We start from the raw sequence: 23,346 nt of genomic DNA on the forward strand, positions 1-23,346 counted from the left end.
CCAGGCTTGCTCACCGGTCACACTCCCCGAACACCACGTCAATCGCGCCCAGGATGGCGGTCGCGTCGGGCAGCATGTGACCCTTGCACATGAAGTCCATCGCCTGAAGGTGACTGAAGGCGGTCGGACGGATCTTGCAGCGGTATGGCTTGTTGCTGCCGTCGCTGACCAGATAAACGCCGAATTCGCCCTTGGGGCTTTCGGTCGCCACGTACACTTCACCAGCGGGGACGTGGAAGCCCTCGGTATAGAGCTTGAAGTGGTGGATCAGCGCTTCCATGCTCTGCTTCATCTCGCCGCGCTTGGGCGGAACAACCTTGCGATCGTCAGAAGCAATCGGGCCTTCGGGCATCTGCGCAATGCACTGCTTGATGATGCGCGCGCTCTGGTAGACTTCCTCCACCCGAACCATGAACCGGTCATAGCAATCGGAATTGGTGCCCACCGGAATTTCAAAGTCCATGCGGTCATAGACATCGTAGGGCTGGCTCTTGCGCAGGTCCCACGGCAGGCCGGCGGCGCGGATCATCGGGCCGGAAAAACCCCATGCAATCGCGTCTTCCTTGCTCACCAGTGCGATATCGACATTGCGCTGTTTGAAGATGCGGTTGTCGATCACCAGGCTCATCGCATCGCCGAACAGTTCGGGCAGGCGGTTGTCCAGCCAGTCACCAATGTCGGTCAGCAGCTTCAGCGGCACGTCCTGATGCACACCGCCGGGACGGAACCAGGCCGAATGCATGCGCGCGCCAGAGGCCCGTTCAAAGAAGTTCATGCAGTCTTCGCGCAGCTCGAACACCCACAGGTTGGGCGTCATCGCGCCCACATCCATCACGTGGCTGCCGATGTTGAGCATGTGGTTGCAGATGCGCGTCAGCTCGGCAAACAGCACCCGCAGATATTGCGCGCGCTCCGGCACTTCGATGTTGAGCAGCTTCTCGATCGCCAGCACATAGGAATGCTCCATGCACAGCGGCGAGCAGTAATCGAGCCGGTCGAAATAGGGCAGCGCCTGCAGATAGGTCTTGTGCTCGATCAGCTTTTCGGTGCCGCGGTGAAGCAGGCCGACATGCGGATCGATACGCTCGATAATCTCGCCATCCAGCTCCATCACCATGCGCAAAACACCGTGCGCGGCGGGATGCTGCGGGCCGAAATTGATCGTGTAATTGGTGATGGTATCGCCGTTGGTGGTCAGCGATTCTTCGAGCTGCATGCTCATTTGCCGCCCTCCTTCTTGTCCATCGCGGGAGGATTGGCCTCGGTCTTCCTGGCGGCCTTCTTGTCCGTCTTGGCGCCAGCGCCCGTATCGGACGGCTTCTCGGTAGTCTTGGGTTCGGCAACGGGCGGCACAGCGGCCTTCTCGTCACCGGGGAGGATATATTCCGCCCCTTCCCACGGGCTCATGAATTCAAAGCTGCGGAAGTCCTGCGCCAGTTCCACTGGCTCATAAACGACGCGCTTCTCTTCCTCGGAATAGCGCAGTTCCTGATAGCCGCTGAGCGGGAAGTCCTTGCGGAAAGGATGCCCTTCAAAGCCATAGTCGGTCAGGATGCGGCGCAGGTCGGTGTTGCCATCGAACAGCACGCCGTAAAGGTCAAAAACCTCGCGCTCGAGCCAACCGGCATTGGGCCACAAGGTGGTGACGGTGGGAACAGGGGTCGCCTCATCGGTCGACACCTTCACCATCACGCGGTGGTTCTTGGTCAGGCTGAGCAGCATGTAGACGACTTCAAAGCGCATCGCCCGCGCCGGGTAATCGACCCCGGCCATTTCCATCAGCTGCTGGTAATCATGCGCGTCCCGCAACAGGCGCAGGGCATCCTCGATGCTTTCGCGCTTAACGCTCAGCACGATTTCGCCATGCTCTTCCTTGGCGGACACGAGCATGTCGCCAAGTGCGGCGGAAAGCGCCTGCGTCACACCATCGTTGGACGCGATACGCGGAGCGGAATGGAGGACAGCCATCAGCGTTCAATCGTCCCTTCGCGGCGGATCTTGCGCTGCAATTGCATCACGCCATACAGCAGCGCTTCGGCAGTGGGCGGGCAGCCGGGGATATAGATGTCCACCGGCACGATGCGGTCACAGCCGCGCACCACGGAATAGGAATAATGGTAATAGCCGCCGCCATTGGCGCAGCTGCCCATGCTGATCACGTACTTCGGATCGGACATCTGGTCATAGACCTTGCGCAGCGCCGGAGCCATCTTGTTGCACAGCGTGCCGGCCACGATCATCACGTCGCTCTGGCGCGGGCTGGCGCGCGGGGCGACGCCGAAGCGTTCCATGTCATAACGCGGCATGTTGACGTGGATCATCTCCACCGCGCAGCAGGCCAGGCCAAAGGTCATCCACCACAGCGAACCCGTGCGGGCCCACTGGAACAGGTCTTCGGTGGACGTGACGAGGAAACCCTTGTCATTCACCTCTGTCTGCATGGCCTTGAAGTAATCGGCATCCGGCTGGCGAATCTCGCCAGGCCGGGCCGTGGGGTAAAGAGCGGGGGCCGGTATGTTCATTCCCAATCCAAAGCTCCCTTTTTCCAGGCATAGACAAGGCCCACGATCAGCTCCGCCAGAAAGATCATCATGGTGATCCAGCCCGGCCATCCGGTCATGTCCAGGCTCACCGCCCAGGGAAACAGAAACGCCGCTTCAAGGTCGAAGATAATGAACAGGATCGCCACCAGATAGAAGCGCACGTCAAAGCGATCGCGCGGTTCCTCGAAAGCGGGGAAGCCGCATTCATATTCGCTCAGCTTCTCCGCATCGGGATTGTGCGCGCCGGTGAGGCGGGACACACCCATTGGCAGGAACACGAACAGGGCCGAAAGGCCCACGGCAATTCCGAGGAAAAGCAGGATCGGCAAATATTGTGTCAGATCGACCAAGGCGGACTCGATTTGCTTGAGGGGCTGGCTGGGCCTCTAAGGAATGGGATGGCATACTGCAAGGCCATTACGGGCGGAAATCCGGCATTTTCCAACAGCATTCAGGGGCCGGACGGCAGGCTGCGTATTTCGGTTGGCACCGGCTCCTGCCCTTCATTGACTCTGCCTCCTTGTGCGAAACGGTCCCATTGACCGGTCGCGACATAGAGCAATACTCCCTGTGATACGCTACCGCCAAGCGGTTCCGTCCACGCCGGGTTGGTGGGTTCAGTATCAGTGGAATCAGTCCCGACAACACCATCGCCGGAAAGGAGCGATTGGCCCTGGCAGCACTGGTCCCGATCCGCGTGCGTTATGCTGCAATGCACAATCTTGCGCCAGACCGCAGTTGTTACTAGATAGCCCACACTTCCTCCTTCCCTCTCGCAATTCCCGAGGCAATAGCATCATGGCAATTTTCAACGAGTCCGATCCGATCGTCATCCTTTCCTATGCCCGCACCCCGATGGGCGGCATGCAGGGCGTCCTCGCCGATGCAGAGGCGACCGATCTTGGTGCAACCGCCGTGAAGGGCGCTGTCGAACGTGCCGGAATTGCCGGTGAAGATGTTGAGCGGGTTTACATGGGCTGCGTGCTGCCCGCCGGGCTTGGCCAGGCGCCTGCCCGCCAGGCCGCGCTGAAGGCTGGCCTGCCCAAGTCCGCCGAAGCCACCACCGTCAACAAGGTTTGCGGCAGCGGTATGCAGACCGTGATCATGGCCGCCGAAGCGCTGGCATCGGGCGCGATTGACCTGGCGGTTGCGGGCGGCATGGAAAGCATGACCAACGCGCCCTACCTGCTCAAGAAGCACCGCTCCGGCGCGCGTTTCGGCCATGATGTGGCCTATGATCACATGGCGCTCGATGGTCTTGAAGATGCCTATGCCGCCGGCACATCGATGGGCAGCTTTGCCCAGTGCACCGCCGACGATTACAAGCTGACGCGCGAGGACATGGATGGCTACGCGATTGAATCGCTCGCCCGTGCCAATGCCGCGATCGAAAGCGGCGCATTCGCGGATGAGATTGTCCCGGTCACTATTTCCGGCCGTAAGGGCGATGTGGTTGTCGATACCGATGAGCAGCCCGGCAAGGGCCGCCCGGACAAGATCCCGCAACTGCGCGCAGCCTTCTCAAAGGAAGGCACGATCACCGCGGCCACCTCCAGCTCAATCTCCGATGGTGCCGCCGCCGTCACCCTCGCCCGTGCCAGCACCGCCAGCGCCAAGGGCCTGACGCCGGTGGCAACCATTGTTGCCATGGCCGCCCATGCGCAGGAGCCAAAGGACTTCACCACCGCACCCGTCGGCGCGATCAGGAAGGTGCTGGACAAGGCCGGCTGGAGCGTTGGCGATGTGGACCTGTGGGAAGTGAACGAGGCGTTTGCCTGCGTCGCCATGTTCGCCATGAAGGACATCGGCATCGATCATGCGAAGATCAACGTGAATGGCGGCGCGACCGCGCTGGGCCACCCGATCGGTGCCAGCGGCACGCGCATCATCGTCACCCTGATCGCCGCCCTCAAGGCCAAGGGCCTGAAGCGCGGCGTTGCATCGCTGTGCATCGGCGGCGGCGAAGGTACGGCAATCGCTGTCGAACTGGCCTGATCTGACTGGCTGGACCCTTCGAACCAGCCTCAGCTTGCAGAATACCGACACCCGGCCCGGTCACCACCGGTCCGGGTGTTTCTTTTGCCTGTTGATGGCGTTGTCGGAGCAAATCTGACACTCGTTTGTTGGAAACAGGGAAAGAGGAGAAAATTTCATGAAAAAAGCACTCGCCTTCGCCGCCATCATCGCGCTCTCGGCATGCTCGCAGGATGCAACGGACGATCAGGATACCGCCGCTGTTGAGGAACAGGCCGCCACCGACCCGGCAGATGCAGCCGGTTTTGAAGCCGTTGCGCCCGGTGCTTACGATGTCGTCCATGCGGATGGCACGATTGACAATCTGACCATTCACCCCGGCATGACCTGGTCCACCGTGTTCGCCAATGGAGATGCTGCAGGCGGCACGATCTTCGCGCAGGCAGGAGAGAACTGTTTTGTAACCGAAGGCGTGGACGGCCATCAGTGTTTCGTGGGCAGCCCGATTGAAGAAGACGGCAGCATGCAAGTCACCGCAGAAGGTGGCGAAGTGATGACCGTGAAGCCTGCGGCAGAATAGTTCGCACCTGCACAATCGGCGGAACGCTCGCCTTGCGTTTCAGAACCTTCGGAAATTGGCAACTTGCACATTTGCTTTCGTATGATACTTGCCTTGGGGCAAATTCTAAGGGGACGATCTATGAAAAAGCTGATTGCGATTGCGGGCATCATGACTTTGGCCGCCTGTGGCGGCGATGCTGATGTTGATGAAGCACCCGTCGAAGAAGTGGCCGTGGCTGAAGTCAGCCCGTACGCCGGCACTTACACCGGCACGATGGACGACGGTTCGGTGTGGAGCTCCGTTCTCAACGAAGACGGAACCTATGCCGACACCGAAGCTGGCGAAGTGACCGAGACCGGTCTGTGGGCCGACAGCGATGGCCAGGTCTGCTTCACGCCGGACGTGGCCGAAGGCGAAGAGCCGGAAGCCACCAGCTGCTATTCGATGGGCGAAGTTGCGGAAGACGGCAGCGTTGTGATCACCAATGCCGAAGGCGAGGAATCGACGATCCAGAAGGTCGTCAGCTAAGCCAGATTAACTCATGTTTCGAAAAAGGGGGTGGTCTGCGGGCCGTCTCCTTTTTTCTTGCCCGGTGCAGGCTTTCCCGTTGCAGGCTTTCCCGGTGCGGGGCTTCAAACCCTAAGGCTCGCCCGCGCCCCACAGGCGATCTTCCAGCACCCAGCCTTCGCGCCCGTCCACATCAAGCTCACACCAGCCATCGCTGCAATCACCCAGCGCGCCGACCACCCCTGGCTCCACATTCCAGCGGATTTCGGCATCCACTGACGGCTCCGCCCGCATGGCAGTTGCCTCTTCGCCGATAACGATTGCGTGGCGTTGACGTGACAGCAACGTGCCCAGAATCCAGCCCTGATCGCCATCAGGGTCCTGCACAAGGCGCCAGCCCTGCATCAACCGCACCACTTTTACCGGCAGGCCGTCACGCTGGTAGACCCAGTCGATCTTGTAGCGCTCGCTCGGCCCCACCCGCATATAGACCACGTCGTCATCGAGGCTGGCCCAATAGGGAACGTCGCCCGCTTGCGCGCTGGCAGCGGTCGGCAAGCTGCAAAGGGCAGTGGTTGCGGCAGCGGCTGCGGCAATCATGGCAAGGCGGAAGCGATACATCACGTTCCTGATAGCCTGCCCGGTGGATTCGCATCAAGCGCTGCAGGTGAATGACTTGCCCCAATGCACAATCCTGTCCTAACACTCAGCCCGATTGAAATCCCGCCGCCAGAGCGGGTCTGTAGGGGGAAATAATGTTTCGCAGATTCGCATGCTTCGCGGCGCTCGTCGCCATGCCAGCACTCGCCCGCGCGCAGGACAGCGTTGAAGTGGTGGAAAACTCTGGCGACACGGCCTGGATTCTGATCTCCGCCGCGCTGGTGCTGCTGATGACGCTGCCGGGTCTGGGCCTGTTCTACGGCGGACTGGTTCGCTCCAAGAACTTCCTCTCGGTATTCATGCAGGTGGGCGCGATCGCCGCCGTGGCATCGGTGCTGTGGGTCGTGGTGGGGTATACTTTCGCGTTCGGCAATTCCTCCTTCGGCGGCCTGCTGGGCGATGGACGCGCGTGGATGTTGTACAACCTTGCACCCGTGGCCGACGGGCTGACCATCCCGGAAAGCACCTTTGCACTGTTCCAGATGACCTTTGCCGCGATCACGCCCGCGCTGATGGTGGGCGCATGGGTGGACAGGGCGCGCTTTTCATGGGTGGTGCTGTTCTGCGCGATCTGGGGCCTGGTGGTCTATGCACCGGTGGCCCACTGGATCTGGGGCGGCGGCTGGCTGTCTGAAATGGGCGTGCTGGATTTTGCCGGCGGGCTGGTGGTTCACACAACCGCCGGTGTTTCTGCACTGGTCATCGCGCTGCTGCTGGGCAAGCGGCAGGGCTTCCCCTCCAGCGCGCTGCTGCCGCATGCGCCGGGCATCACCATGCTGGGCGCAGTGCTGCTGTGGGTCGGCTGGTTCGGCTTCAACGGCGGCTCTGCCCTCACCGCCACTGCGGATGCTTCCAACGCCATCATCAACACCCATGTCGCTGCCTGCGTCGCAGCGCTGGTGTGGATTTTGATAGAGCGGATCAGCTTCGGTAAACCGACCACCGTGGGCTTTGCCACCGGCGCCATTGCCGGCCTTGCCACGATCACGCCTGCTGCCGGTTTCGTATCGCCCGGCGCATCAATCCTGATCGGCGCATCGGGAGCGATCGTGTGCTATTTCGCCATCCAGCTGGTGAAGATGAAGCTGCATATCGACGATTCACTGGACGTGTTCGCGGTGCACGGCGTGGGCGGCATGCTCGGCTCCATCCTGCTCGGCCTGTTCATGGGCACCAGCCTTGGCGGCGTCGGCTATGCCGAGGGCATGACCATGGTATCCATGATCAGCGTGCAGACAATGGCAGTTGTCGGCGTGGCGATCTTCTCGGCCATTGCCACGGTGCTGATTGCGCTTGGCCTGAACCTGTTCGTGCCAATGCGCGTTTCGGAGGATGACGAGGTCCAGGGCCTCGACATTTCCAGCCACGGCGAACGCGCGTGGGAGATGGATTGAGCAGGAAATGTTCCGGCTGCGAAGGTGCCATTTTCTCGGAAACAGCACTGGTAATCTGCCCAGTCAATCGAAGTCAAAATCGGACAACTACGGGCGGCATCAATGGCCGGTATGTAGAAATGCCGGAATCATGCTACGAACAAGCAATGCAGAGTGAGAACCTTATTCAATCTGAAGTGGCGGCACCATCCCGGTATCGTCCAGGTCCAGTAAAAGACCTCATACTGCTTGCCCGTTCCTACCGTCTCGCTTTTTTACCCAGAGGTCGTTCGCGCCGCACCGAACTGCTGGTAGTCCTTTTCTATCCGCAAGCCATTCTGGCTCTTGTCCTCATCCCATTGCTCATCTTTGGGCTGATTGATGATGAGTTTCCGTCTAATCTTCTGGCGATCTGCGCGATCCTGATCCCCATGCCGGCCCTGGCTGCAAGGCGATTACATGATCGCGGCGAAAGCGGCTGGTTGGCGTTGCCAGTTCTGGGCCTATGCCTGTTATCAATCTGGGAAAGTCTGGCCGATTGGTTGAACGGGCCATTCGATAACTATTCTCTATTCGGTGATTTCTGGCAGTTATCGGCGATAATGACTGCAATTGTCCTGCTTTACCTCGTACTGCTGTTAGGATCACCTGACGATGGCGAAAACCAGTTTGGCCCCGATCCGCGTGAGTAAAGCCCAGCCCCTTACCCTGCCCCCTCCCCCAGCAACTGGATGATGCGCGTCACGCATTGCGGGGCGGTGGCCATTTCCATGTGGGTGGCATCGACCTGCACCTGTTCGTCAGACTGATCGGGCAGGCCGCGCGCGCTTTCGGGCGCGACCACGCCGTCATTGGGGGACCAGATGGCAATGGTCCTGACCGGCGGCTTGATGCGGAAGTCTTCGGGAAACGGCGATTGGGTGACCTTGTGGCCGTTGAGCAGTTCATACAGCCGCCACGCATGGTTGGCATGTGGATCGCCGGAGAACGGACTGCCCAGTGTGATGATGCAGGAGATGTCCCCGGCACAGCGCTGGCCCAGGACACGCGCGAACAGCCCGCCAAGGCTCCACCCCACCAGCGCCACAGGCTGGCCGCGCTCGGCATGCAGCGCCTCGATCCGGCGTTGCAGATCGTTCAGCCGCTGCGGCGTGGCTCCGGTGTTGAAGATCAGGCCCGAGGGCCGCGCATCAAAGCCCGACGCCTGCAGCGAACGGCGCAGGAAGGAGGTGGAATTATCCCCCGACATCATGCCGGGAATGACGATCACCGGCTCCCCATGACCGGCATTCCTGACCCTGATCGGCGGGCGCAGCGCGCTGGCAGCCAGCCCCTGCATGGCCAGCCCTTCGCGCAGGGCATTGAACAGCGGCGGGGGTGAGCCTGCGGCCAAGCTCTATCAGTCGCCGGTCAGGATGCGATCGACCAGTTCCTTCACCGTGGGGGTGAAATTATTGGAATAGAACGGGTCCTGCTTGAAGCGATAGGCGGCGTGCCCGGCGAACATCAGATTGTCCTCGATCGGTTCACCATGGGCGATATTCTGCAACGCCTTCTGGATGCAGAAACTGCGCGGATCGGCCAGGCGGCCGGTGGTGAAATCATCATGGTCCTTCCATGACGAGAAGGCGCAATGCGACAGGCAGCCCATGCAGGCGGCCTGATCCTCGCGGATCATCGCGCGCTCCTGCGTATCGACGAAAACCACCGTGTCATCGGGGGTTTTCAGCGCCTGGTCATGGCCCTGTGCGGCCCACTGGCGGGCGCGATCGCGGTCCTTTGGCGTGACCCAGAAGTTCTTGCCCTTCACGCCCACGTCCAGCTGCACGGTGTGCTCACCGGCCTGCACGCGGCTGTAGGGGATCTGCCGTTCGCTGCGCGCTTCCAGGCTGCGCAGGAACTTGTTGCGCACGGCGGAAGAATAGAAGCCGGTGGGGCTGAACTTGTGCAGCAGCACATCGCCCGGTTCGATCTCACGCAGGGCATCCTTCCACTGCTGCGGGATCGGGCTTTCATGGGTGAGCAGGGGCCGGGTGCCGAACTGGAAGGCGATGCTGCCCAGTTCAGGATTGTCGATCCAGTTGTTCCATTCGCGCAGGAACCACACGCCGCCGGCCATGATGATCGGCACCTCATCGGGTATACCGGCATCGCGCATCACATCGCGCACGGCCTTGACCCGGGGGTATGGATCTTCCGGCTTGAGCGGATCTTCGGCGTTGGACAGGCCATTGTGCCCGCCCGCCAGCCAGGGATCTTCATACACCACCCCGCCCAGCAGGTGCGGCACCTTGTGATAGGCGCGCTTCCACAGCGCGCGAAAGGCGCGGCCGGAGCTGATGATCGGCAGGTAGTAGACATTGTGCCGCTCGGCGATTTCGGAGAGCTTGTAAGGCATGCCCGCGCCGCAGGTGACGCCGGTGACCATGCCCTTGGTCTGTTCCAGCAGGCCTTCGAGGATTTCCTGAGCGCCGCCCATTTCCCACAGCACATTGACGTTGATCGCGCCCTTGCCGCCGGAAATCTCATGCGCTTTCCTGATCTGCGTGACCGCGCCATCGATGCCGTACTGGATCAGCTGGCGGTGGCGCTCCTTGCGCGTTGCCGCCTCATAGGTCTGCGGAATGACATTGCCATTCTCGTCATAGCTATCGGCGTTGACCGCGCTGACCGTGCCGATGCCGCCCGCAGCCGCCCATGCGCCGGAGCTGGCGTGGTTGGTGGCTGAAACGCCCTTGCCGCCTTCGATCAGCGGCCACACTTCGCGGCCACCGTACATAATCGGCTTCAGTCCCTTGAATTCCATCAAATACCTCAATCGCCTTTCCGAAAACCTATCCGGAAAGGGCGTTTCCTTCACTGCCGGGCTGTGCGCACGGCTCTATTTCATGTGGCTCTGGCCGTTCGCCCACAGCTTCGAATTGCGCATAATAGCCGGCGATTTCCGGCTTAAGGTCAAAATCGACGAGGCGAAAGCCCACCTTCTCAAATTCACAGAAAAGCAGCTGCGGCTCAATCCCGTGCTGGGAGGACGGCCTGTCCACGTCCACCACTATCACCTGTCCGCCTTCGCGCAAGGCCGGGCGCATGCGCCACAGGAAGGCATAAGGCTCGGCAATCTCATGGTACATGTGAACCATGAAGATGCGGTCGAAGCTGTTGGCGGGCAGCCGCGGATCGTCTTCTGCGCCCAGCTTGATGGAGACATTGTCCAGCCTCTCACGCTCCACCCGGTTGCCCAGACGGCGCAGCGCGTCCTCATCGATATCCTGCGCCAGCACGCGCCCGCTTTCGCCCACGCGAGCAGACAGGCGCACGGTGTAATAACCCTCGCCCGCGCCGATATCGGCCACGGTCATGCCGCGGCTGATATTGGCCTTGTCCATCACGGTGACCGCTTCACGCCGGTCATCGCGGATCTGCTCGGTCGAAAATGCATTGCTGCCAGTGTCCGAAACAGGGCGATAGGCCCGCGGGAAATCCCGCGATGTCGCAGGGCGATCGTCCTGCACCTGTTCACAGGCAGCAAGGCCAAGCGTGCTGGCGCAAAGGACAAAGGCGAGGAGTCGTTTCATGGATCCGTTGGTATAGTTAGGCATTAACGGCAAAGCCGCAAAGTCCTGCGAACCTATTCCACATCCTCCACGTCCACTGCCTCGCCCGTAACCCGCTGGGCCAGCGCGGCGGCGATAAATTCATCCAGGTCACCATCGAGCACATCATCGGGTGATGTGGATGTGGTGCCGGTGCGCAGGTCCTTGACCATCTGGTAGGGCTGCAACACGTAAGAGCGGATTTGGCGACCCCACCCGATCTCCGACTTTTCCTGATATTCGCCCGCTGCCACGGCTTCGCGCTCGGCCATCTCGCGCTCATACAGGCGGGCCTTGAGCATGCCCATCGCGGTGGCGCGGTTCTTGTGCTGGCTGCGGTCGTTCTGGCTGGCGACCACGATCCCGGTGGGCAGGTGGGTGATGCGCACGGCGCTGTCGGTGGTGTTGACGTGCTGCCCGCCCGATCCCGATGCGCGGTAGGTGTCGATCCGCAGATCGCCTTCGTTGATCTCGATATCGATGTTGTCGTCGATCACCGGATAGACCCAAACCGAGCTGAACGAGGTGTGGCGCCGCGCGGCGGAATCATAGGGGCTGATGCGGACCAGACGGTGTACGCCGCTCTCGGTCTTGGCATAGCCATAGGCGTTCTCGCCCTTGATCAGCAGGGTGGCGGATTTGATACCGGCCTGTTCGCCCGCCTGATATTCGACCGTTTCCACCTTGAAGCCGCGCTTTTCGGCCCAGCGCGCATACATGCGAAACAGCATTTCGGCCCAGTCCTGGCTTTCCGTGCCGCCAGCGCCGGCGTGGACTTCCAGGAAGGTGTCATTGCCATCGGCCTCGCCCGAAAGCAGCGCCTGAACCTTGTCCCGGTCTGCCCGCTCGGCCAGCACGGCAAGCGTTGCCAGACCATCGCTGATAACGGCATCGTCGCCTTCCATCTCGCCCAGCTCGATAAATTCGACCGCGTCGGACATTTCCGACGAGATCTCGTTCACCGTGCCGATCGCGCTTTCCAGGCGGCGGCGTTCGCGCATGACTTCCTCGGCCTTCTTGGGATCGTCCCACAGGGTCGGGTCCTCAACGCGTGCGTTGAGTTCATCGAGGCGGCGTAGCGCACGATCCCAGTCCAGCGACCTGCGCACCAGCGCAAGAGCCGCTTCGATCCGGTCAATATTGGCCTGCCCTTCGGCACGCATTGTCTGTTCTCCAAATCAGTCAGCTGCGCCGCCTAGCGCAAGCTGTAAAAATGCGAAAGTGGGATGCACCGGCTGTCGCCGGCATTCAGGTCCTGCGCTGCAGGGTGGTCAGTTGTCGAGCGCGCGAACGGCGGCCAGCGTGCGGCTGACATGTTCGCGCCAGTCGAGGTCCGAATGGACCATCACGATCCGCCCGTCCTGCGCGATGACATAGGATGTGCGATTGGAAGCCGTGCCATTGCCGAAGGCCACGTCATAAGCGGAAATGATCGCCGGACTGGCGCGTCCCACGGGGAAGGCATCGCGGCATTCCTCACGCGAGAAGCGCTGCAAGGTGGGGATGTCGTCTGCCGAAAGGCCGATCACCTGCGCCCCGGCGGCGCGGAAATCATCCATCGCCTCGGCAAAGGCGTTGGCTTCCAGCGTGCAGCCCTGCGTGAAGGCGCGCGGGAAAAAATAGAGCACGACCGGCCCGTCTTCCAGCGCCCGCGCCAGATCGAAGGAGAAAGTCTGCCCGGCCAGAGCCCCGGTGGTGCGGATGGCCGGTGCGCGCGCACCATCGGGCAATGCCGCCATTGCGGGAACGGCAAGGCCGGCCAGGGCCAGCGCAAGGGCGGAAGCAATCGGGAGGATCAGCCTGTTCATGGGGACAGATTGTGAACCGGGTCAAAGCGCAAGTCCAGCACGAAGCATCGATCCTGCATTCGCCCTGATCCGATCACCACTATCCGATCAGTAGAAGCCGCCCTGTTCTTCCACGAAATTTTCCGGGCTGTTGGTGTTGCGCGGCGCTGCCGGACCGCCGCCACTTTCCCGGCGGCGCAATTGTGCCAGAATCATCTCGCGCATCTGGTCAATCTCGTCCTGCCGCTGGCTGCGGCGTGGTTCGGTATCGGGCTTGAACGCTTCCCAGATCACTGCCGACTGGGGATCGTCGCTAGGCCATGCATCGAACACCCGCCGTCCGCTGCGCCGGTCAATCCGCACCATGCGCACGCCTTCGGGCGCCAGGAACGGGCGACCGCTCCAGTGACCGGGCGTTTCCTGAACGAACTGCTTGAAGATGGGGACAGCGGTGTTGCCGCCCTGAACCCAGCCACCCATGCTGCGCGGCTGGTCATAGCCGACATACAGCGCCACCACGATTTCCGGCGATCCGCCTGCAAACCATGCATCGTTGGGGCCGGAGCTGGTGCCGGTCTTGCCGAACAGCGGAATATCCAGATCACGCAGCCTTGTGGCAGTGCCGCGCTGGACGGTGCCGGTCAGCATGTTGGTGATCTGAAAGGCAGTGCGCGCATCCATCACCTGGCGGCCCCGTGGGCGCAGGCGCGGCATGGGCGAGCCATCCCATTCTTCCATATTGCAGCCGGTACATTCGCGCTCATCGCTGCGCCAGATCACCTTGCCGGTGCGATCCTGCACAAAATCGACCACGCTTTGCGGGCTTTGCCGTCCCTGATTGACCAGTGTGGAATAGGCATTGGCCATGCGGCCCACGCTGGTGGTGCCCGCACCCAGCGCATTGGCCGGATAGGGCTCGTAACGCCCTTCGCTGATGCCCACGCGCTGGATCAGGTCGACCACGTTATCCATGCCCGTATCCATCGCGATATGCACGGTCATCAGATTGCGCGACTGCTCCAGCCCGAAGCGCATCGGATGTTCGCCACCACCGCGGCTACCGCCAAAGTTGGTGAAGCACTTCTCGCCCAGATTGGCGCCCTGATAATAGCAATACTGGCTGTCCGGCACCATCGTCGCCGGGGTCATTCCATTGTCCAGCGCCGCGGCATAGACGAATGGCTTGATGGTCGATCCGGCCTGCCGTTCGGCCTGCGTGGCGCGGTTGAAATCGCCCAGGCGCGAATCGAACCCGCCCTGCATCGCCAGCACCCTGCCGGAACCGGGGTCTTCAGCCAGAAAACCGCCCGATATGGTCGGCACGGAGGTGACGCGGTAGCCATTGCCCTGCGCGGCAACTGTGATCACATCGCCAACCTTGAGCGCATCGGGCAATCCGCTCAGCGGGGCCTCATCGCCATTGGTGAAGCCCACGGTGGCGGCCGCGCCGCTGCGCTGCGTGACCACGCCCACGCGCCAGTTCTGGTAATTGATCGAGATGTAGGAGCTGGCCAGCTGCGCGGTCAGATCGCCATTATCGGGATTGATGGTGGCGATCGGGCCGCTCCATCCCTGCCCGTTCTGGAACCGCATCAGCCCGGCGCGCAGGGCATTCTGCGCCGCCGTCTGCAATTCGGTATCGAGCGAGGTGCGAATCCACAGGCCGCCGGCATAGACGCTGTTCGGCCCGTCCTCGCTGTCTTCCCCATACAGGGCGATCAGTTCGCGGCGCACTTCCTCGAGGAAATAGCCGGCATCGGCAGAGCGGCTTTCACGCCGGCCCTGCACGATCCCCAGCGGCTTGGCCTTGGCGGCATCGCGCTCGGCCACGGTAATGTGGCCATTGTCTTCCATCTGATCGAGCACGATGTTGCGGCGCGTGCGCGCTTCATCGTAATTGCGTTCCCGGCTGTAGGTCTCGGGCGCCTTGGGCAGGATGGCGAGATAGGCCATTTCCTGCAGTTCCAGATCGTCCACATCCTTGTCAAAATAGGCCAGACTGGCCGCCTGCACGCCAAAGCTGCGGCGACCGAGGGGAATTTCGTTGAGATAGAGGGTGATGATCTCCTCTTTGGAGAGCACGCCTTCGATGCGGGTGGCCAGCACCATTTCCTGCAATTTTCGGCTGACCGAATATTCGTCTCCTATCAGGATGTTCTTGGCCACCTGCTGGGTAATGGTGGAGCCGCCCACGGCCCGCTCGCCCGACCCGATCTTGCTGACATAATCGATCACCGCGCCGACAAAGCCGGTCGCATCGATGCCGTTGTGGCTCCAGAAAGTCTTGTCTTCCGCCGAGGTATAGGCGTTGATCAGCTGTGTCGGCAGATCCTTGAATTGCAGCTCCACCCGCCGTTCACGCTCATAACGGTGGACGATTTCCCCATCCACGCCGCGCACCACGGAGGGCAGGTTCGGCTGGTAATCCAGCAGCGTCTCTGCATCGGGAAGATTGCGGGCGATCAGCAGCCAGGCCAGCAGCCAGACCACGAACAGCGCGCCCAGCGCCCACCTTGCGCGGCGGAACCACGGCTTGGTCTGCCAGCTTTCACGCGCCCATTGCGCAATTCCGCCTGCTTCGCGGCGAATGCTGTAACGCAGCGCCTGCGCGCCTGTTTGATCGGTATCAGACATGGTCATGGCCCTCTAGCATGCAGATCGAGGCTGGCGCCAGAATGAATAATGGCCAATCCGGCCGATCTGGTGGCCGTCACACAGCCACGCTGCTGCGGGCGAAGAAAATGCGGATGGCGCGCGCCATCGTCAGGGCGAACTGGCGCTTGCCATCGACCGAGGTCAACCGCTGTGCTTCCTGCGGATTGGTGATGAAGCCTGCCTCGAACAGGACGGAGGGCACATCGGGTGCGCGCAGCACGCCCAGCGCGGCAGAGCGGCGGGGCTGCGTGTGAAAGGGCAGTTGCCCTTCCCCTTCGCGGATGATCAGATCGGCAAATTGCGCGGAATCGTCCGAAGTGCGGCGCTGCGAAAGCTCCACCAGGATCGCATTCACATTCTCGTTGCGGCCGGACAGGACCACGCCATTGACCTGATCGGCATCATTCTCACGCGCGGCGAAGCGTGCGGCGGCTTCGGAAGAGGCGTCTTCGGACAATGTGTAGATGCTGGCACCGCTGACCTGCTCACGGTCCCCGGCTGAATCGGCATGGATGGAGATAAACAGGTCGGCCCCCAGCGCGCGCGATATCTCCACCCGCTCCGCCAGCGCCAGAAAGCGATCATCGTCCCTCGTCAGCGCCACCCTGATGCCGCCTTCGGTCAGCAACTGATCGCGCAGATCGCGCGCAAGACCCAGCACCAGCGTCTTTTCAAGAATGCCCAGTCCGCTGGCACCCGGATCGTGGCCGCCGTGGCCGGCATCGATCACAACCAGCGGGCGCGAGGCGTCCTGCGGCCCCTGAATCTCGGGCAGGCCCACGGTGGTTCCCGGCTCTGGCAGTTCAAAGCGGATGACGTAATCGCGGCCCAGATAGGGGACGGGGATTGCGCGGCCGAACACATAAAGCCCCGCCAGCAGGATCGCAGGCATCAGGAAAACCAGCGCAATCTGCACCCGGTACCACACCATTTCTATATGCTCTGCCCTGCCATCTTGCGGTGCTTCTCTCAAAAACAGGCCTTAACCCAAGGGATTTTTACCCAAACGCGCAATAAGGTTGCCGAGGCTTTCCCCAAATGCTAGCCAAATCTGGATCCGGACCTTTGTGTGTCCGGGCCGAACCGGTAGCCACAATTTGCGTGGTTCCGGCCAATGATTACAGGTTGATGCCGCAATGAGAAGCAAGAGCTATAAGGTCAGCCAGCAACCGCAAGGTTGCATGATGGCGACCCACGCTCTCGCGCAGAACTTAACCCTGCGCCTTCGCCTTGAGGCAGACACATTCCGCAGCGCCACCCGCCAAACAACAGGCGGCCGCGCCAAATATCCCTTCCCGAATGCGCCAGGCACACAGCCCGCGCCTCACGGAAATCACACATATCGGCATGCTCTGGCGGAGTTGAAAACCCGCCGAGGATCACATGCCTGGAGAATATTCAATGGCAACGCGCATGCTTATCGATGCGCGCCACCCGGAAGAAACACGGGTGGCGGTGCTCAAGGGAAACCGAATTGAGGAATTCGATTTCGAATCTGCCGAACACAAGCAGATCAAGGGCAATATCTATCTCGCCAAGGTAACCAGGGTAGAACCCAGCCTGCAGGCTGCATTCGTCGATTTCGGCGGCAACCGGCACGGGTTCCTCGCCTTCAGCGAAATTCATCCCGACTATTACCAGATCCCGGCTGAAGACCGTGACGCCCTGCTGGCTGAAGAGCTGGCGCATGCCGAGGAAGAGGCCGCCCTGCGCGCCGACGACGAGGATGACGACGACGATTATGCCGGCGATTACGCCAGCGATCGCGACGAGGACGATGATGACGCCGGCGTCGAAGAGATCGACACATCCGAAAAGGATGATGTGGCCACCATCGAGGATGGCCAGGTCGAAAGCGACGAAGACGAAGATGACTCCGGCGAAGATGACTCGACTGAGGATGAAGACGGCAACGCCGATTCCGACGAGGACGAGGAAAGCGGCTCCAACGATGGGGGCCGGCGTTCGCAGAATGGCCGCCGTCCGCGCGGTCGCCGCCAGGGCCAGGGCCAGGGTCGCCGTGGTGGTGGCAACAGCCGCGCCAAGGAAATGGACGAACTGCGCGCCAAGCGTCAGGCCCTGCGTCGTCGCTACAAGATCCAGGACGTTATCCAGCGCCGTCAGGTGCTGCTCGTGCAGGTCGTAAAGGAAGAGCGCGGGAACAAGGGCGCTGCCCTCACCAGCTATCTTTCGCTAGCTGGCCGCTATTGCGTGCTGATGCCCAACTCCAGCCACGGCGGCGGCATTTCGCGCAAGATTTCAAACGGTTCGGATCGCAAGCGACTGAAGCAGATCGTCGGCGAACTCAGCCTGCCAAAGAGCATGGGCCTGATCGTTCGCACCGCCGGCCTCCAGCGCAACAAGACCGAGATCAAGCGCGATTTCGATTACCTTGCCCGCCTGTGGGACGAGATTCGCGAGAACACGCTCAAGTCCAGCGCGCCCGCGCTTATCCATTCGGATTCGGACCTGATCAAGCGCGCCATCCGTGACATCTACAACCGCGAGATCGAAGAAGTCGTGGTTGAAGGCGAGGAAGGCTACAAGCTCGCCAAGAGCTTCATGAAGCTGCTGATGCCCAGCCATGCGCGGCGGGTGAAGGCCTATTCCGATCCGGTTCCGCTGTTCCAGCGTTACGGTGCGGAAGACCAGCTTTCGGCCATGTACGATCCGGTGGTGCAGCTCAAATCGGGCGGCTATCTGGTGATAAACCCCACCGAAGCGCTGGTCTCGATCGACATCAACTCGGGCCGTTCCACCAAGGAACACGGGATCGAGCAGACGGCCACGGCAACCAATCTGGAAGCCGCCCGCGAAATCGCCCGCCAGTTGCGCCTGCGTGACATGGCCGGCCTGGTGGTGATCGACTTCATCGACATGGAACACAATTCCAATGTCCGCAAAGTCGAACGCTGCATGAAGGATTCGCTCAAGAACGACCGTGCGCGCATTCAGGTGGGCCGCATTTCGGGCTTTGGCCTGATGGAAATGAGCCGCCAGCGCCTGCGCACCGGCGTGCTTGAAGCCACCACCCGCTCCTGCCCGCATTGCGATGGCACCGGCCTTGTGCGCACCGCATCCTCCGCCGGGCTTTCCGCCCTGCGCCTGATCGAGGATGAGGCCGCCAAGGGCAAAGGCACCACGATCACCCTGTTCGCCTCCACCGAGGCGGCGATCTATCTGCTCAACGCCAAGCGCGGCGACCTGGCCGAAATCGAGATGCGCTATGGCGTGAATGTCGAAGTCGTGCCCGAGGGCGAGGACGAAGGCGCCAAGATGCGCGTCAACTCATCCGGCCCGCGCCCGACCGAAGCGCCCAAGTTCGCACCGCTCGTGTTCGAAGAGGACGATCTGGATATCGACGACGAGGATGAGGATGATGAGGAGGAATCGAATGATTCTTCTGAATCGGATTCGGATTCGGACGAAGATGCCGATGGCCGCAAGAAACGCCGTCGCCGCCGCCGTGGTGGACGCGGACGCAATCGCAGCCGTGGCCAGGACGAAAATGGCGACAATGACGGCGAAGGTGACCGGGACAATGACCGGGACAGCGACCGCGACGACGACGACAATTCCTCCGACGATGACGGCGAATCGCGTGGTTCGTCCAGTGACAGGGATGGCGACCGGGAAAGCGGCGAAGATGGCGAAGACCGTCCCCGCAAGCGTCGCCGTCGTGGTGGCCGGGGACGCGGTCGTCGCCGGAACGAAGCGGGCGGCCAGGACGGTGAGCAGGACAATGAGCCCGGCGAGTCCGGCGAAACCAGCGAGTCCGACGATGCGGAAGCTGCACAGGCCGTAGAGCCACAGCCTGAAGCAGAAGCCGCTCCAGATGCCGCGGAAGAAACCACAGCAGCCGAAGAGATCAAGCCCAAGCGCCGGTCTCGCCGCAAGAAGGTGGAGCCAGAAGCAGAAGCAACGGCAGAGGAAGCTGTGGCGGAAGCTCCGGCAGAAACTCCGGCAGAAACCGCTGCGGCAGACACTGCCGAGCCTGAAGCTGAAGCCAAGCCCAAAGCCAAGCGCGCACCGCGCCGCAAGAAGGCCGAACCGGCGAAAACTTCAGAGGAAGCGCCTGCTGAAGCGGCTGCTCCCGCTGAGGAAGCACCTGCCAAGGCCAAGCGCGCACCGCGCCGCAAGAAGGCCGATGCGCCTGCAGCAAAGGAAGCCGTGAGCGAAGCGCCTCTGGCGGAGGAGGCTGCCAAGCCTGCGTCCGCACCGGCAAAGGCATCGGCACCTGCGGCTGCACCAGTTGCAGAAAAGCAGAGCCCGGCGCCCAACGACGAATCCGAGCTCGACGAGAATGGCGAGCCTCGCCGCGGATGGTGGCAGAGGACTTTCGGCGCCTGATCGCTGACAGCAGGCTGATTGGCTTGCCGTAACAGGCACAACAAATAAATGGCCGGTAAGCAGGAGCAGCAACGCTCCGCTTACCGGCCATTATTGTTTGTAATCAGGGATAAACCGCCCTGTGCGGCAATCGATCAGGCTCCGGCGCGGCGCGCGGAACCCCATTCCATCCATCCGGCGAATTTGGGCATGCCTTCGAAATATTCCTGGCCGATCGGCTCAACCTCAAAGCCAGCCCGGCGCAGCGCCCCGCCCACTTCGCGCGTCAGGTGGCAATTGCCCATCACCCGCTTCCACACCGGCTCAATCCGGTTCTGCCACTTCTGCAGGCCGGGATCGGGCGCGCGGCCATGTTCCAGAAACAGCAGCCGCCCACCCGGCTTCAGGATCCGGCGCATTTCGGACAGAGCCTGCGCCTGATCGTCCACCGAACACAGCGTGTATGTGCACACCACCGTGTCAAAGCTGCCGTCGGCAAAGGGGATGTTCTCCGCCTTGCCGTATTTCACTTCCGCCTCCCAGCCATTGGCTGCCGCACGGCCACGGGCGCCTTCCAGCAGGGCGTGGTTGGGATCAATTCCGGCAAATCCGGTGACTTTGGTCTTGTCATAAAACGGCTGGTTCAGTCCGCCGCCACAGCCGATTTCGAACACATTGCCCTGTGCCAGCGGCACCACCTGCTTGCGCAGTTCGGATACGTTTTCCTGCCCGCACGCCGATGTCACGATCCTGGGCAGAATCGTCTCCTCATACCAATTGCGAAACCCCATTCTGCTTCCCCTTCTTTGTTCTTTGACGGGAGTTTAGCGCGGCAGTCGGATTTGGAAATGGCAAACGCAACACCCGCTTGAATCGTCCCATTTCGTCCCAAGCTTGCGCCGTGCGACCGGCAGGTTTAGAGCGCACTCGGCCAGCCAAGGCCACCGCCCGATCCGGGACGGAATTTGCCCGTATTGGCAGGGGAATTGATCCACGCGACATGGACCCATTCGCGCTGGACTCCATTCAGGGTCGCAGAAGACGGAAGCTTGTGAAGACTAATCCGCTCGAGGTTTTTGGCAGCTGGATTGCCGATAGCCCGGATAACTGGCCCAGCGATGCGCGCGAATGGGCGCACCGCGAATTCATCGACACGGTTGCCGTCATGGTGCCCGGCGCGGTGGAGCCTGTCAGCCGCAAGATCTTCGAAACCGTCGCCCCCTGGGGTGCTGGCCCCTGCACCGTATTTGGCCAGAGCACCCGCCTGGCCGCGCCCTGGGCCGCAATGGTCAATGGCACGATTGCCCATGTGCTCGATTTCGATGATAATTTCGATCCGCCCAAGGCGCATCCCAGCGCGGTATTGTGCCCTGCCCTGATGGCGCTGGCGCAGCAGGAGAAGCTTTCGGGCGCGGCCTGTATCGATGCCTATATCGTGGGCCTGCAGATATTGGGCCGCATCGGCCAGGGCCTCAATCCCACGCACCGCAATCGCGGCTGGCATGCCACCGCCACGGTTGGCGTGATGGGAGCCACCGCCGCCTGTGCGCGGCTGATGAAGCTGGATGCGCAGCAATGCGCGCGGGCGCTGTCCATCGCCACCAGCATGTCGGCAGGGTTCATGTCGCAGTTCGGCACGGAGATGAAGCCGGTGCACGCAGGGCTTGCGGCCAAGGGCGGGATCATGGCAGCCAGCATGGCGCGTGCTGGTGTTACCGCAGGGACTGAAACGCTCGATGGCCGCACCGGCATGAACCGGCTGATGGTCGGCCCCGATTACGAAGAATTGCGCGACACCATCACCCATATCGAACACGGGCAGAACCTGCGTTACGAGCTGGAGAGCGTGGGCGAGCCGCTGCTGATTACCGAACACAAGTTCCGCGTGAAGCGCTTCCCCACCTGCGGCGCCATTCACCGCGCGATGGATGGTGTGCTGGACCTGCGGGCAGAGCATGGCTTTTCCGCCGATGATGTCACCAGCGTGGATCTGCACATGCCGCGCGTCCACTTCAACAATGTGATGTACACCGATCCGCGTGAGCCGCTGGAGGCCAAGTTCTCGGCCGAATATGCAGTCGGCTGCGTGCTGGCGCGCGGGGATTGCACGCTGGCCGATTTCACGCCGGAGGCGATCATGCGCGATGATGTGCGATCGCTGTTCCCGATCATCCACCGCCATCCGGTGGACAAGCTGGAAGGCGAATTCCCCACCCAGGTGCGCCTGACCATGCGCGATGGCCGGGTGCTGGAGAAAACCATCGCCATGCCGCAAGGCAGCAAAAGCGCGCCCTTCACCGATGAGCAATATTGGGCCAAGTTCGAAGCCTGCTGTGCGGGTGTTATCCCCCCTGAAGACATCGACAGCCTGCGTCAGTCGCTTGAGAAGCTGCCAAGCCTGCCCGATATGGGCGAACTGATGCACAATGCCGAATTCACTGCTGCCGAATTCACTGCTGCCGAATTCACCTCTGCCGGTGCGGCCTGACACAGATCAACTGCGAGATATTTCATGAACTCCACTTCATCCATTCCTGCAGACGGGTCCCACCCGCACGCAGCCGTGCTGGTCATGGCCGCAAGCCGGAGGGGCGTGGATGATCCGGTCGCGCGGTTGCAGAACAAATCACACAAATGCCTGGTCGAGCTCGACGGGCAGGTCATGCTGGAGCGCGTGCTGGAAGCACTGATCGACAGCGGCTGTTTCGGCACGGTCCACGTATCGGTGGACGATGCCTCCATCCTGCGCGCCACGCCGGTGATGCAGGCATGGGCCGATGAAGGCCGCGTGGTCCCCGTGGCTGCGCGCGGCAATCTGGCAGACAGCGTGCTGGCCGCAGCCGAGGAAATCCCCGATCCGCTGCCGCTGATCATCACCACCGGCGATAACGCCCTGCACACGCCGGAATTGATCCGCGATTTCATGCAGGCCTTCTGGGAAGGTGATGAGGATGCCGCGGTTGCCTTCACCAGCGACGACGTGGTGCTGCGCGACTATCCCAATTCGGGCCTCGCCTTCCACCAGATGAAGGACGGCGGCTTTTCATCGTGCAACCTGTATGGCCTGCGGCGTGCAAAGGCGCTGACCGCCGTGAAGATATTCGAAGGCGGCGGGCAGTTCGGCAAGCGCCACATGCGCATCCTCAAGGCGTTCGGCCTGTGGCCCTTCATCATCTACAAGCTGAAGCTGTCGGACATGCGCGGGCTGGTGAACGCCATCGGCCGCAAGCTGGGCGTGTCCATCGCGCCGGTGATGCTGGAGTATCCGTTCGGCCCCATCGATGTGGACCACAAGCACAGCTTCGACATTACCGAAGCCACGCTGATCAAGCGGCGCGAGAACGCGCAACTGATCGACTGAAA

Annotated in this window: 21 protein-coding genes; 8 read left to right on the forward strand and 13 right to left on the reverse strand. The window is 61.8% G+C overall.

Annotated elements, in window-relative coordinates:
- Positions 1 to 10: 10 nt before the first annotated feature.
- The 4 genes from ABDZ98_RS10700 to ABDZ98_RS10715 are packed head-to-tail and all read right to left on the reverse strand — an operon-like array spanning position 11 to position 2,893.
- Positions 11 to 1,222 (reverse strand): NADH-quinone oxidoreductase subunit D, encoded by a 1,212-nt coding sequence (locus ABDZ98_RS10700; RefSeq protein WP_343807508.1) that lies wholly within the window; start codon positions 1,220 to 1,222, stop codon positions 11 to 13.
- Complete coding sequence (locus tag ABDZ98_RS10705) at positions 1,219 to 1,968, reverse strand: NADH-quinone oxidoreductase subunit C (RefSeq protein ID WP_343807511.1); 750 nt, start codon at positions 1,966 to 1,968, stop codon at positions 1,219 to 1,221. The genes ABDZ98_RS10700 and ABDZ98_RS10705 overlap by 4 nt, the downstream gene beginning before the upstream one ends.
- Positions 1,968 to 2,522 carry a NuoB/complex I 20 kDa subunit family protein gene (locus ABDZ98_RS10710; RefSeq protein ID WP_425543039.1) on the reverse strand — a complete coding sequence of 185 codons (555 nt, stop codon included), beginning with the start codon at positions 2,520 to 2,522 and terminating at the stop codon, positions 1,968 to 1,970. The genes ABDZ98_RS10705 and ABDZ98_RS10710 overlap by 1 nt, the downstream gene beginning before the upstream one ends.
- Positions 2,519 to 2,893, reverse strand: a complete 375-nt coding sequence (locus ABDZ98_RS10715) for an NADH-quinone oxidoreductase subunit A (RefSeq protein WP_343807517.1) — start codon at positions 2,891 to 2,893, stop codon at positions 2,519 to 2,521. Before ABDZ98_RS10715 ends, ABDZ98_RS10710 begins: the two co-directional genes overlap by 4 nt.
- A gap of 448 nt (positions 2,894 to 3,341) precedes the next feature.
- Here ABDZ98_RS10715 and ABDZ98_RS10720 point away from each other — a divergent pair, with 448 nt between their 5' ends.
- From ABDZ98_RS10720 to ABDZ98_RS10730, 3 genes are all read left to right on the forward strand, one after another.
- Entirely contained in the window at positions 3,342 to 4,538 is a 1,197-nt protein-coding gene (locus tag ABDZ98_RS10720) for a thiolase family protein (protein ID WP_343807519.1), read from the forward strand.
- Between the two features lie 157 nt (positions 4,539 to 4,695).
- Positions 4,696 to 5,097: a hypothetical protein gene (locus ABDZ98_RS10725; RefSeq protein ID WP_343807521.1), complete on the forward strand. Its 402-nt coding sequence runs from the start codon at positions 4,696 to 4,698 to the stop codon at positions 5,095 to 5,097.
- Positions 5,098 to 5,217: 120 nt separating this feature from the next.
- Complete coding sequence (locus ABDZ98_RS10730) at positions 5,218 to 5,607, forward strand: hypothetical protein (protein WP_343807523.1); 390 nt, start codon at positions 5,218 to 5,220, stop codon at positions 5,605 to 5,607.
- A gap of 111 nt (positions 5,608 to 5,718) precedes the next feature.
- Here ABDZ98_RS10730 and ABDZ98_RS10735 read toward each other — a convergent pair whose 3' ends face one another.
- Complete coding sequence (locus ABDZ98_RS10735) at positions 5,719 to 6,144, reverse strand: SH3 domain-containing protein (RefSeq protein WP_343807526.1); 426 nt, start codon at positions 6,142 to 6,144, stop codon at positions 5,719 to 5,721.
- A 197-nt stretch (positions 6,145 to 6,341) separates the two neighbouring features.
- On the opposite strand from ABDZ98_RS10735, the gene ABDZ98_RS10740 reads away from it, so the two are divergent.
- Positions 6,342 to 7,640, forward strand: a complete 1,299-nt coding sequence (locus ABDZ98_RS10740) for an ammonium transporter (RefSeq protein WP_343807529.1) — start codon at positions 6,342 to 6,344, stop codon at positions 7,638 to 7,640.
- Positions 7,637 to 8,311, forward strand: a complete 675-nt coding sequence (locus tag ABDZ98_RS10745) for a DUF805 domain-containing protein (RefSeq protein ID WP_343807532.1) — start codon at positions 7,637 to 7,639, stop codon at positions 8,309 to 8,311. Before ABDZ98_RS10740 ends, ABDZ98_RS10745 begins: the two co-directional genes overlap by 4 nt.
- Before the next feature lie 11 nt (positions 8,312 to 8,322).
- Here ABDZ98_RS10745 and ABDZ98_RS10750 read toward each other — a convergent pair whose 3' ends face one another.
- From ABDZ98_RS10750 to ABDZ98_RS10780, 7 genes are all read right to left on the reverse strand, one after another.
- Positions 8,323 to 9,012, reverse strand: a complete 690-nt coding sequence (locus tag ABDZ98_RS10750; RefSeq protein WP_343807534.1) for a lipase family alpha/beta hydrolase — start codon at positions 9,010 to 9,012, stop codon at positions 8,323 to 8,325.
- Positions 9,013 to 9,018: 6 nt separating this feature from the next.
- Entirely contained in the window at positions 9,019 to 10,425 is a 1,407-nt protein-coding gene (locus ABDZ98_RS10755; protein ID WP_343807537.1) for an NAD(P)H-dependent flavin oxidoreductase, read from the reverse strand.
- 28 nt (positions 10,426 to 10,453) lie between these two features.
- A complete protein-coding gene (locus tag ABDZ98_RS10760) occupies positions 10,454 to 11,194 on the reverse strand; it encodes a methyltransferase domain-containing protein (RefSeq protein WP_343807540.1) in 741 nt (246 codons plus the stop codon).
- 53 nt (positions 11,195 to 11,247) lie between these two features.
- Positions 11,248 to 12,375 carry a peptide chain release factor 2 gene (prfB, locus tag ABDZ98_RS10765; RefSeq protein WP_343807544.1) on the reverse strand — a complete coding sequence of 376 codons (1,128 nt, stop codon included), beginning with the start codon at positions 12,373 to 12,375 and terminating at the stop codon, positions 11,248 to 11,250.
- A 108-nt stretch (positions 12,376 to 12,483) separates the two neighbouring features.
- Complete coding sequence (locus ABDZ98_RS10770) at positions 12,484 to 13,020, reverse strand: peroxiredoxin (protein ID WP_343807547.1); 537 nt, start codon at positions 13,018 to 13,020, stop codon at positions 12,484 to 12,486.
- Positions 13,021 to 13,107: 87 nt separating this feature from the next.
- Positions 13,108 to 15,639: a penicillin-binding protein 1A gene (locus ABDZ98_RS10775; protein ID WP_343807550.1), complete on the reverse strand. Its 2,532-nt coding sequence runs from the start codon at positions 15,637 to 15,639 to the stop codon at positions 13,108 to 13,110.
- Positions 15,640 to 15,709: 70 nt separating this feature from the next.
- Complete coding sequence (locus ABDZ98_RS10780) at positions 15,710 to 16,585, reverse strand: N-acetylmuramoyl-L-alanine amidase family protein (protein ID WP_343807553.1); 876 nt, start codon at positions 16,583 to 16,585, stop codon at positions 15,710 to 15,712.
- A 470-nt stretch (positions 16,586 to 17,055) separates the two neighbouring features.
- Between ABDZ98_RS10780 and ABDZ98_RS10785 the strand changes: the two genes are divergently transcribed.
- Positions 17,056 to 20,004 carry an Rne/Rng family ribonuclease gene (locus ABDZ98_RS10785; protein ID WP_343807556.1) on the forward strand — a complete coding sequence of 983 codons (2,949 nt, stop codon included), beginning with the start codon at positions 17,056 to 17,058 and terminating at the stop codon, positions 20,002 to 20,004.
- A gap of 134 nt (positions 20,005 to 20,138) precedes the next feature.
- Here ABDZ98_RS10785 and ABDZ98_RS10790 read toward each other — a convergent pair whose 3' ends face one another.
- The gene (locus ABDZ98_RS10790) at positions 20,139 to 20,774 is read right to left on the reverse strand and encodes a class I SAM-dependent methyltransferase (RefSeq protein WP_343807559.1); all 636 of its coding nucleotides are present in this window, start codon (positions 20,772 to 20,774) and stop codon (positions 20,139 to 20,141) included.
- Positions 20,775 to 21,034: 260 nt separating this feature from the next.
- Between ABDZ98_RS10790 and ABDZ98_RS10795 the strand changes: the two genes are divergently transcribed.
- Both ABDZ98_RS10795 and ABDZ98_RS10800 read left to right on the forward strand, forming a co-directional pair.
- Positions 21,035 to 22,471, forward strand: coding sequence for an MmgE/PrpD family protein (locus ABDZ98_RS10795; protein ID WP_343807562.1), 1,437 nt, complete (start codon positions 21,035 to 21,037; stop codon positions 22,469 to 22,471).
- Between the two features lie 24 nt (positions 22,472 to 22,495).
- The gene (locus tag ABDZ98_RS10800) at positions 22,496 to 23,344 is read left to right on the forward strand and encodes a nucleotidyltransferase family protein (protein ID WP_343807565.1); all 849 of its coding nucleotides are present in this window, start codon (positions 22,496 to 22,498) and stop codon (positions 23,342 to 23,344) included.
- Positions 23,345 to 23,346: the final 2 nt, after the last annotated feature.

This window comes from Alteraurantiacibacter aestuarii (assembly GCF_039523595.1).
GTDB lineage: Bacteria > Pseudomonadota > Alphaproteobacteria > Sphingomonadales > Sphingomonadaceae > Alteraurantiacibacter > Alteraurantiacibacter aestuarii.

Excerpts from the sequence above, each read along its gene's own strand:
- ABDZ98_RS10700 (WP_343807508.1), bottom strand. The coding sequence starts at position 1,222 with ATGAGCATGCAGCTCGAAGAATCGCTGACCACCAACGGCGATACCATC.
- ABDZ98_RS10705 (WP_343807511.1), bottom strand. The coding sequence starts at position 1,968 with ATGGCTGTCCTCCATTCCGCTCCGCGTATCGCGTCCAACGATGGTGTG.
- ABDZ98_RS10710 (WP_425543039.1), bottom strand. The coding sequence starts at position 2,522 with ATGAACATACCGGCCCCCGCTCTTTACCCCACGGCCCGGCCTGGCGAG.
- ABDZ98_RS10720 (WP_343807519.1), top strand. The coding sequence starts at position 3,342 with ATGGCAATTTTCAACGAGTCCGATCCGATCGTCATCCTTTCCTATGCC.
- ABDZ98_RS10725 (WP_343807521.1), top strand. The coding sequence starts at position 4,696 with ATGAAAAAAGCACTCGCCTTCGCCGCCATCATCGCGCTCTCGGCATGC.
- ABDZ98_RS10730 (WP_343807523.1), top strand. The coding sequence starts at position 5,218 with ATGAAAAAGCTGATTGCGATTGCGGGCATCATGACTTTGGCCGCCTGT.
- ABDZ98_RS10740 (WP_343807529.1), top strand. The coding sequence starts at position 6,342 with ATGTTTCGCAGATTCGCATGCTTCGCGGCGCTCGTCGCCATGCCAGCA.
- ABDZ98_RS10755 (WP_343807537.1), bottom strand. The coding sequence starts at position 10,425 with ATGGAATTCAAGGGACTGAAGCCGATTATGTACGGTGGCCGCGAAGTG.
- ABDZ98_RS10760 (WP_343807540.1), bottom strand. The coding sequence starts at position 11,194 with ATGAAACGACTCCTCGCCTTTGTCCTTTGCGCCAGCACGCTTGGCCTT.
- prfB (WP_343807544.1), bottom strand. The coding sequence starts at position 12,375 with ATGCGTGCCGAAGGGCAGGCCAATATTGACCGGATCGAAGCGGCTCTT.
- ABDZ98_RS10770 (WP_343807547.1), bottom strand. The coding sequence starts at position 13,020 with ATGAACAGGCTGATCCTCCCGATTGCTTCCGCCCTTGCGCTGGCCCTG.
- ABDZ98_RS10775 (WP_343807550.1), bottom strand. The coding sequence starts at position 15,639 with ATGACCATGTCTGATACCGATCAAACAGGCGCGCAGGCGCTGCGTTAC.
- ABDZ98_RS10780 (WP_343807553.1), bottom strand. The coding sequence starts at position 16,585 with ATGGTGTGGTACCGGGTGCAGATTGCGCTGGTTTTCCTGATGCCTGCG.
- ABDZ98_RS10785 (WP_343807556.1), top strand. The coding sequence starts at position 17,056 with ATGGCAACGCGCATGCTTATCGATGCGCGCCACCCGGAAGAAACACGG.
- ABDZ98_RS10790 (WP_343807559.1), bottom strand. The coding sequence starts at position 20,774 with ATGGGGTTTCGCAATTGGTATGAGGAGACGATTCTGCCCAGGATCGTG.
- ABDZ98_RS10800 (WP_343807565.1), top strand. The coding sequence starts at position 22,496 with ATGAACTCCACTTCATCCATTCCTGCAGACGGGTCCCACCCGCACGCA.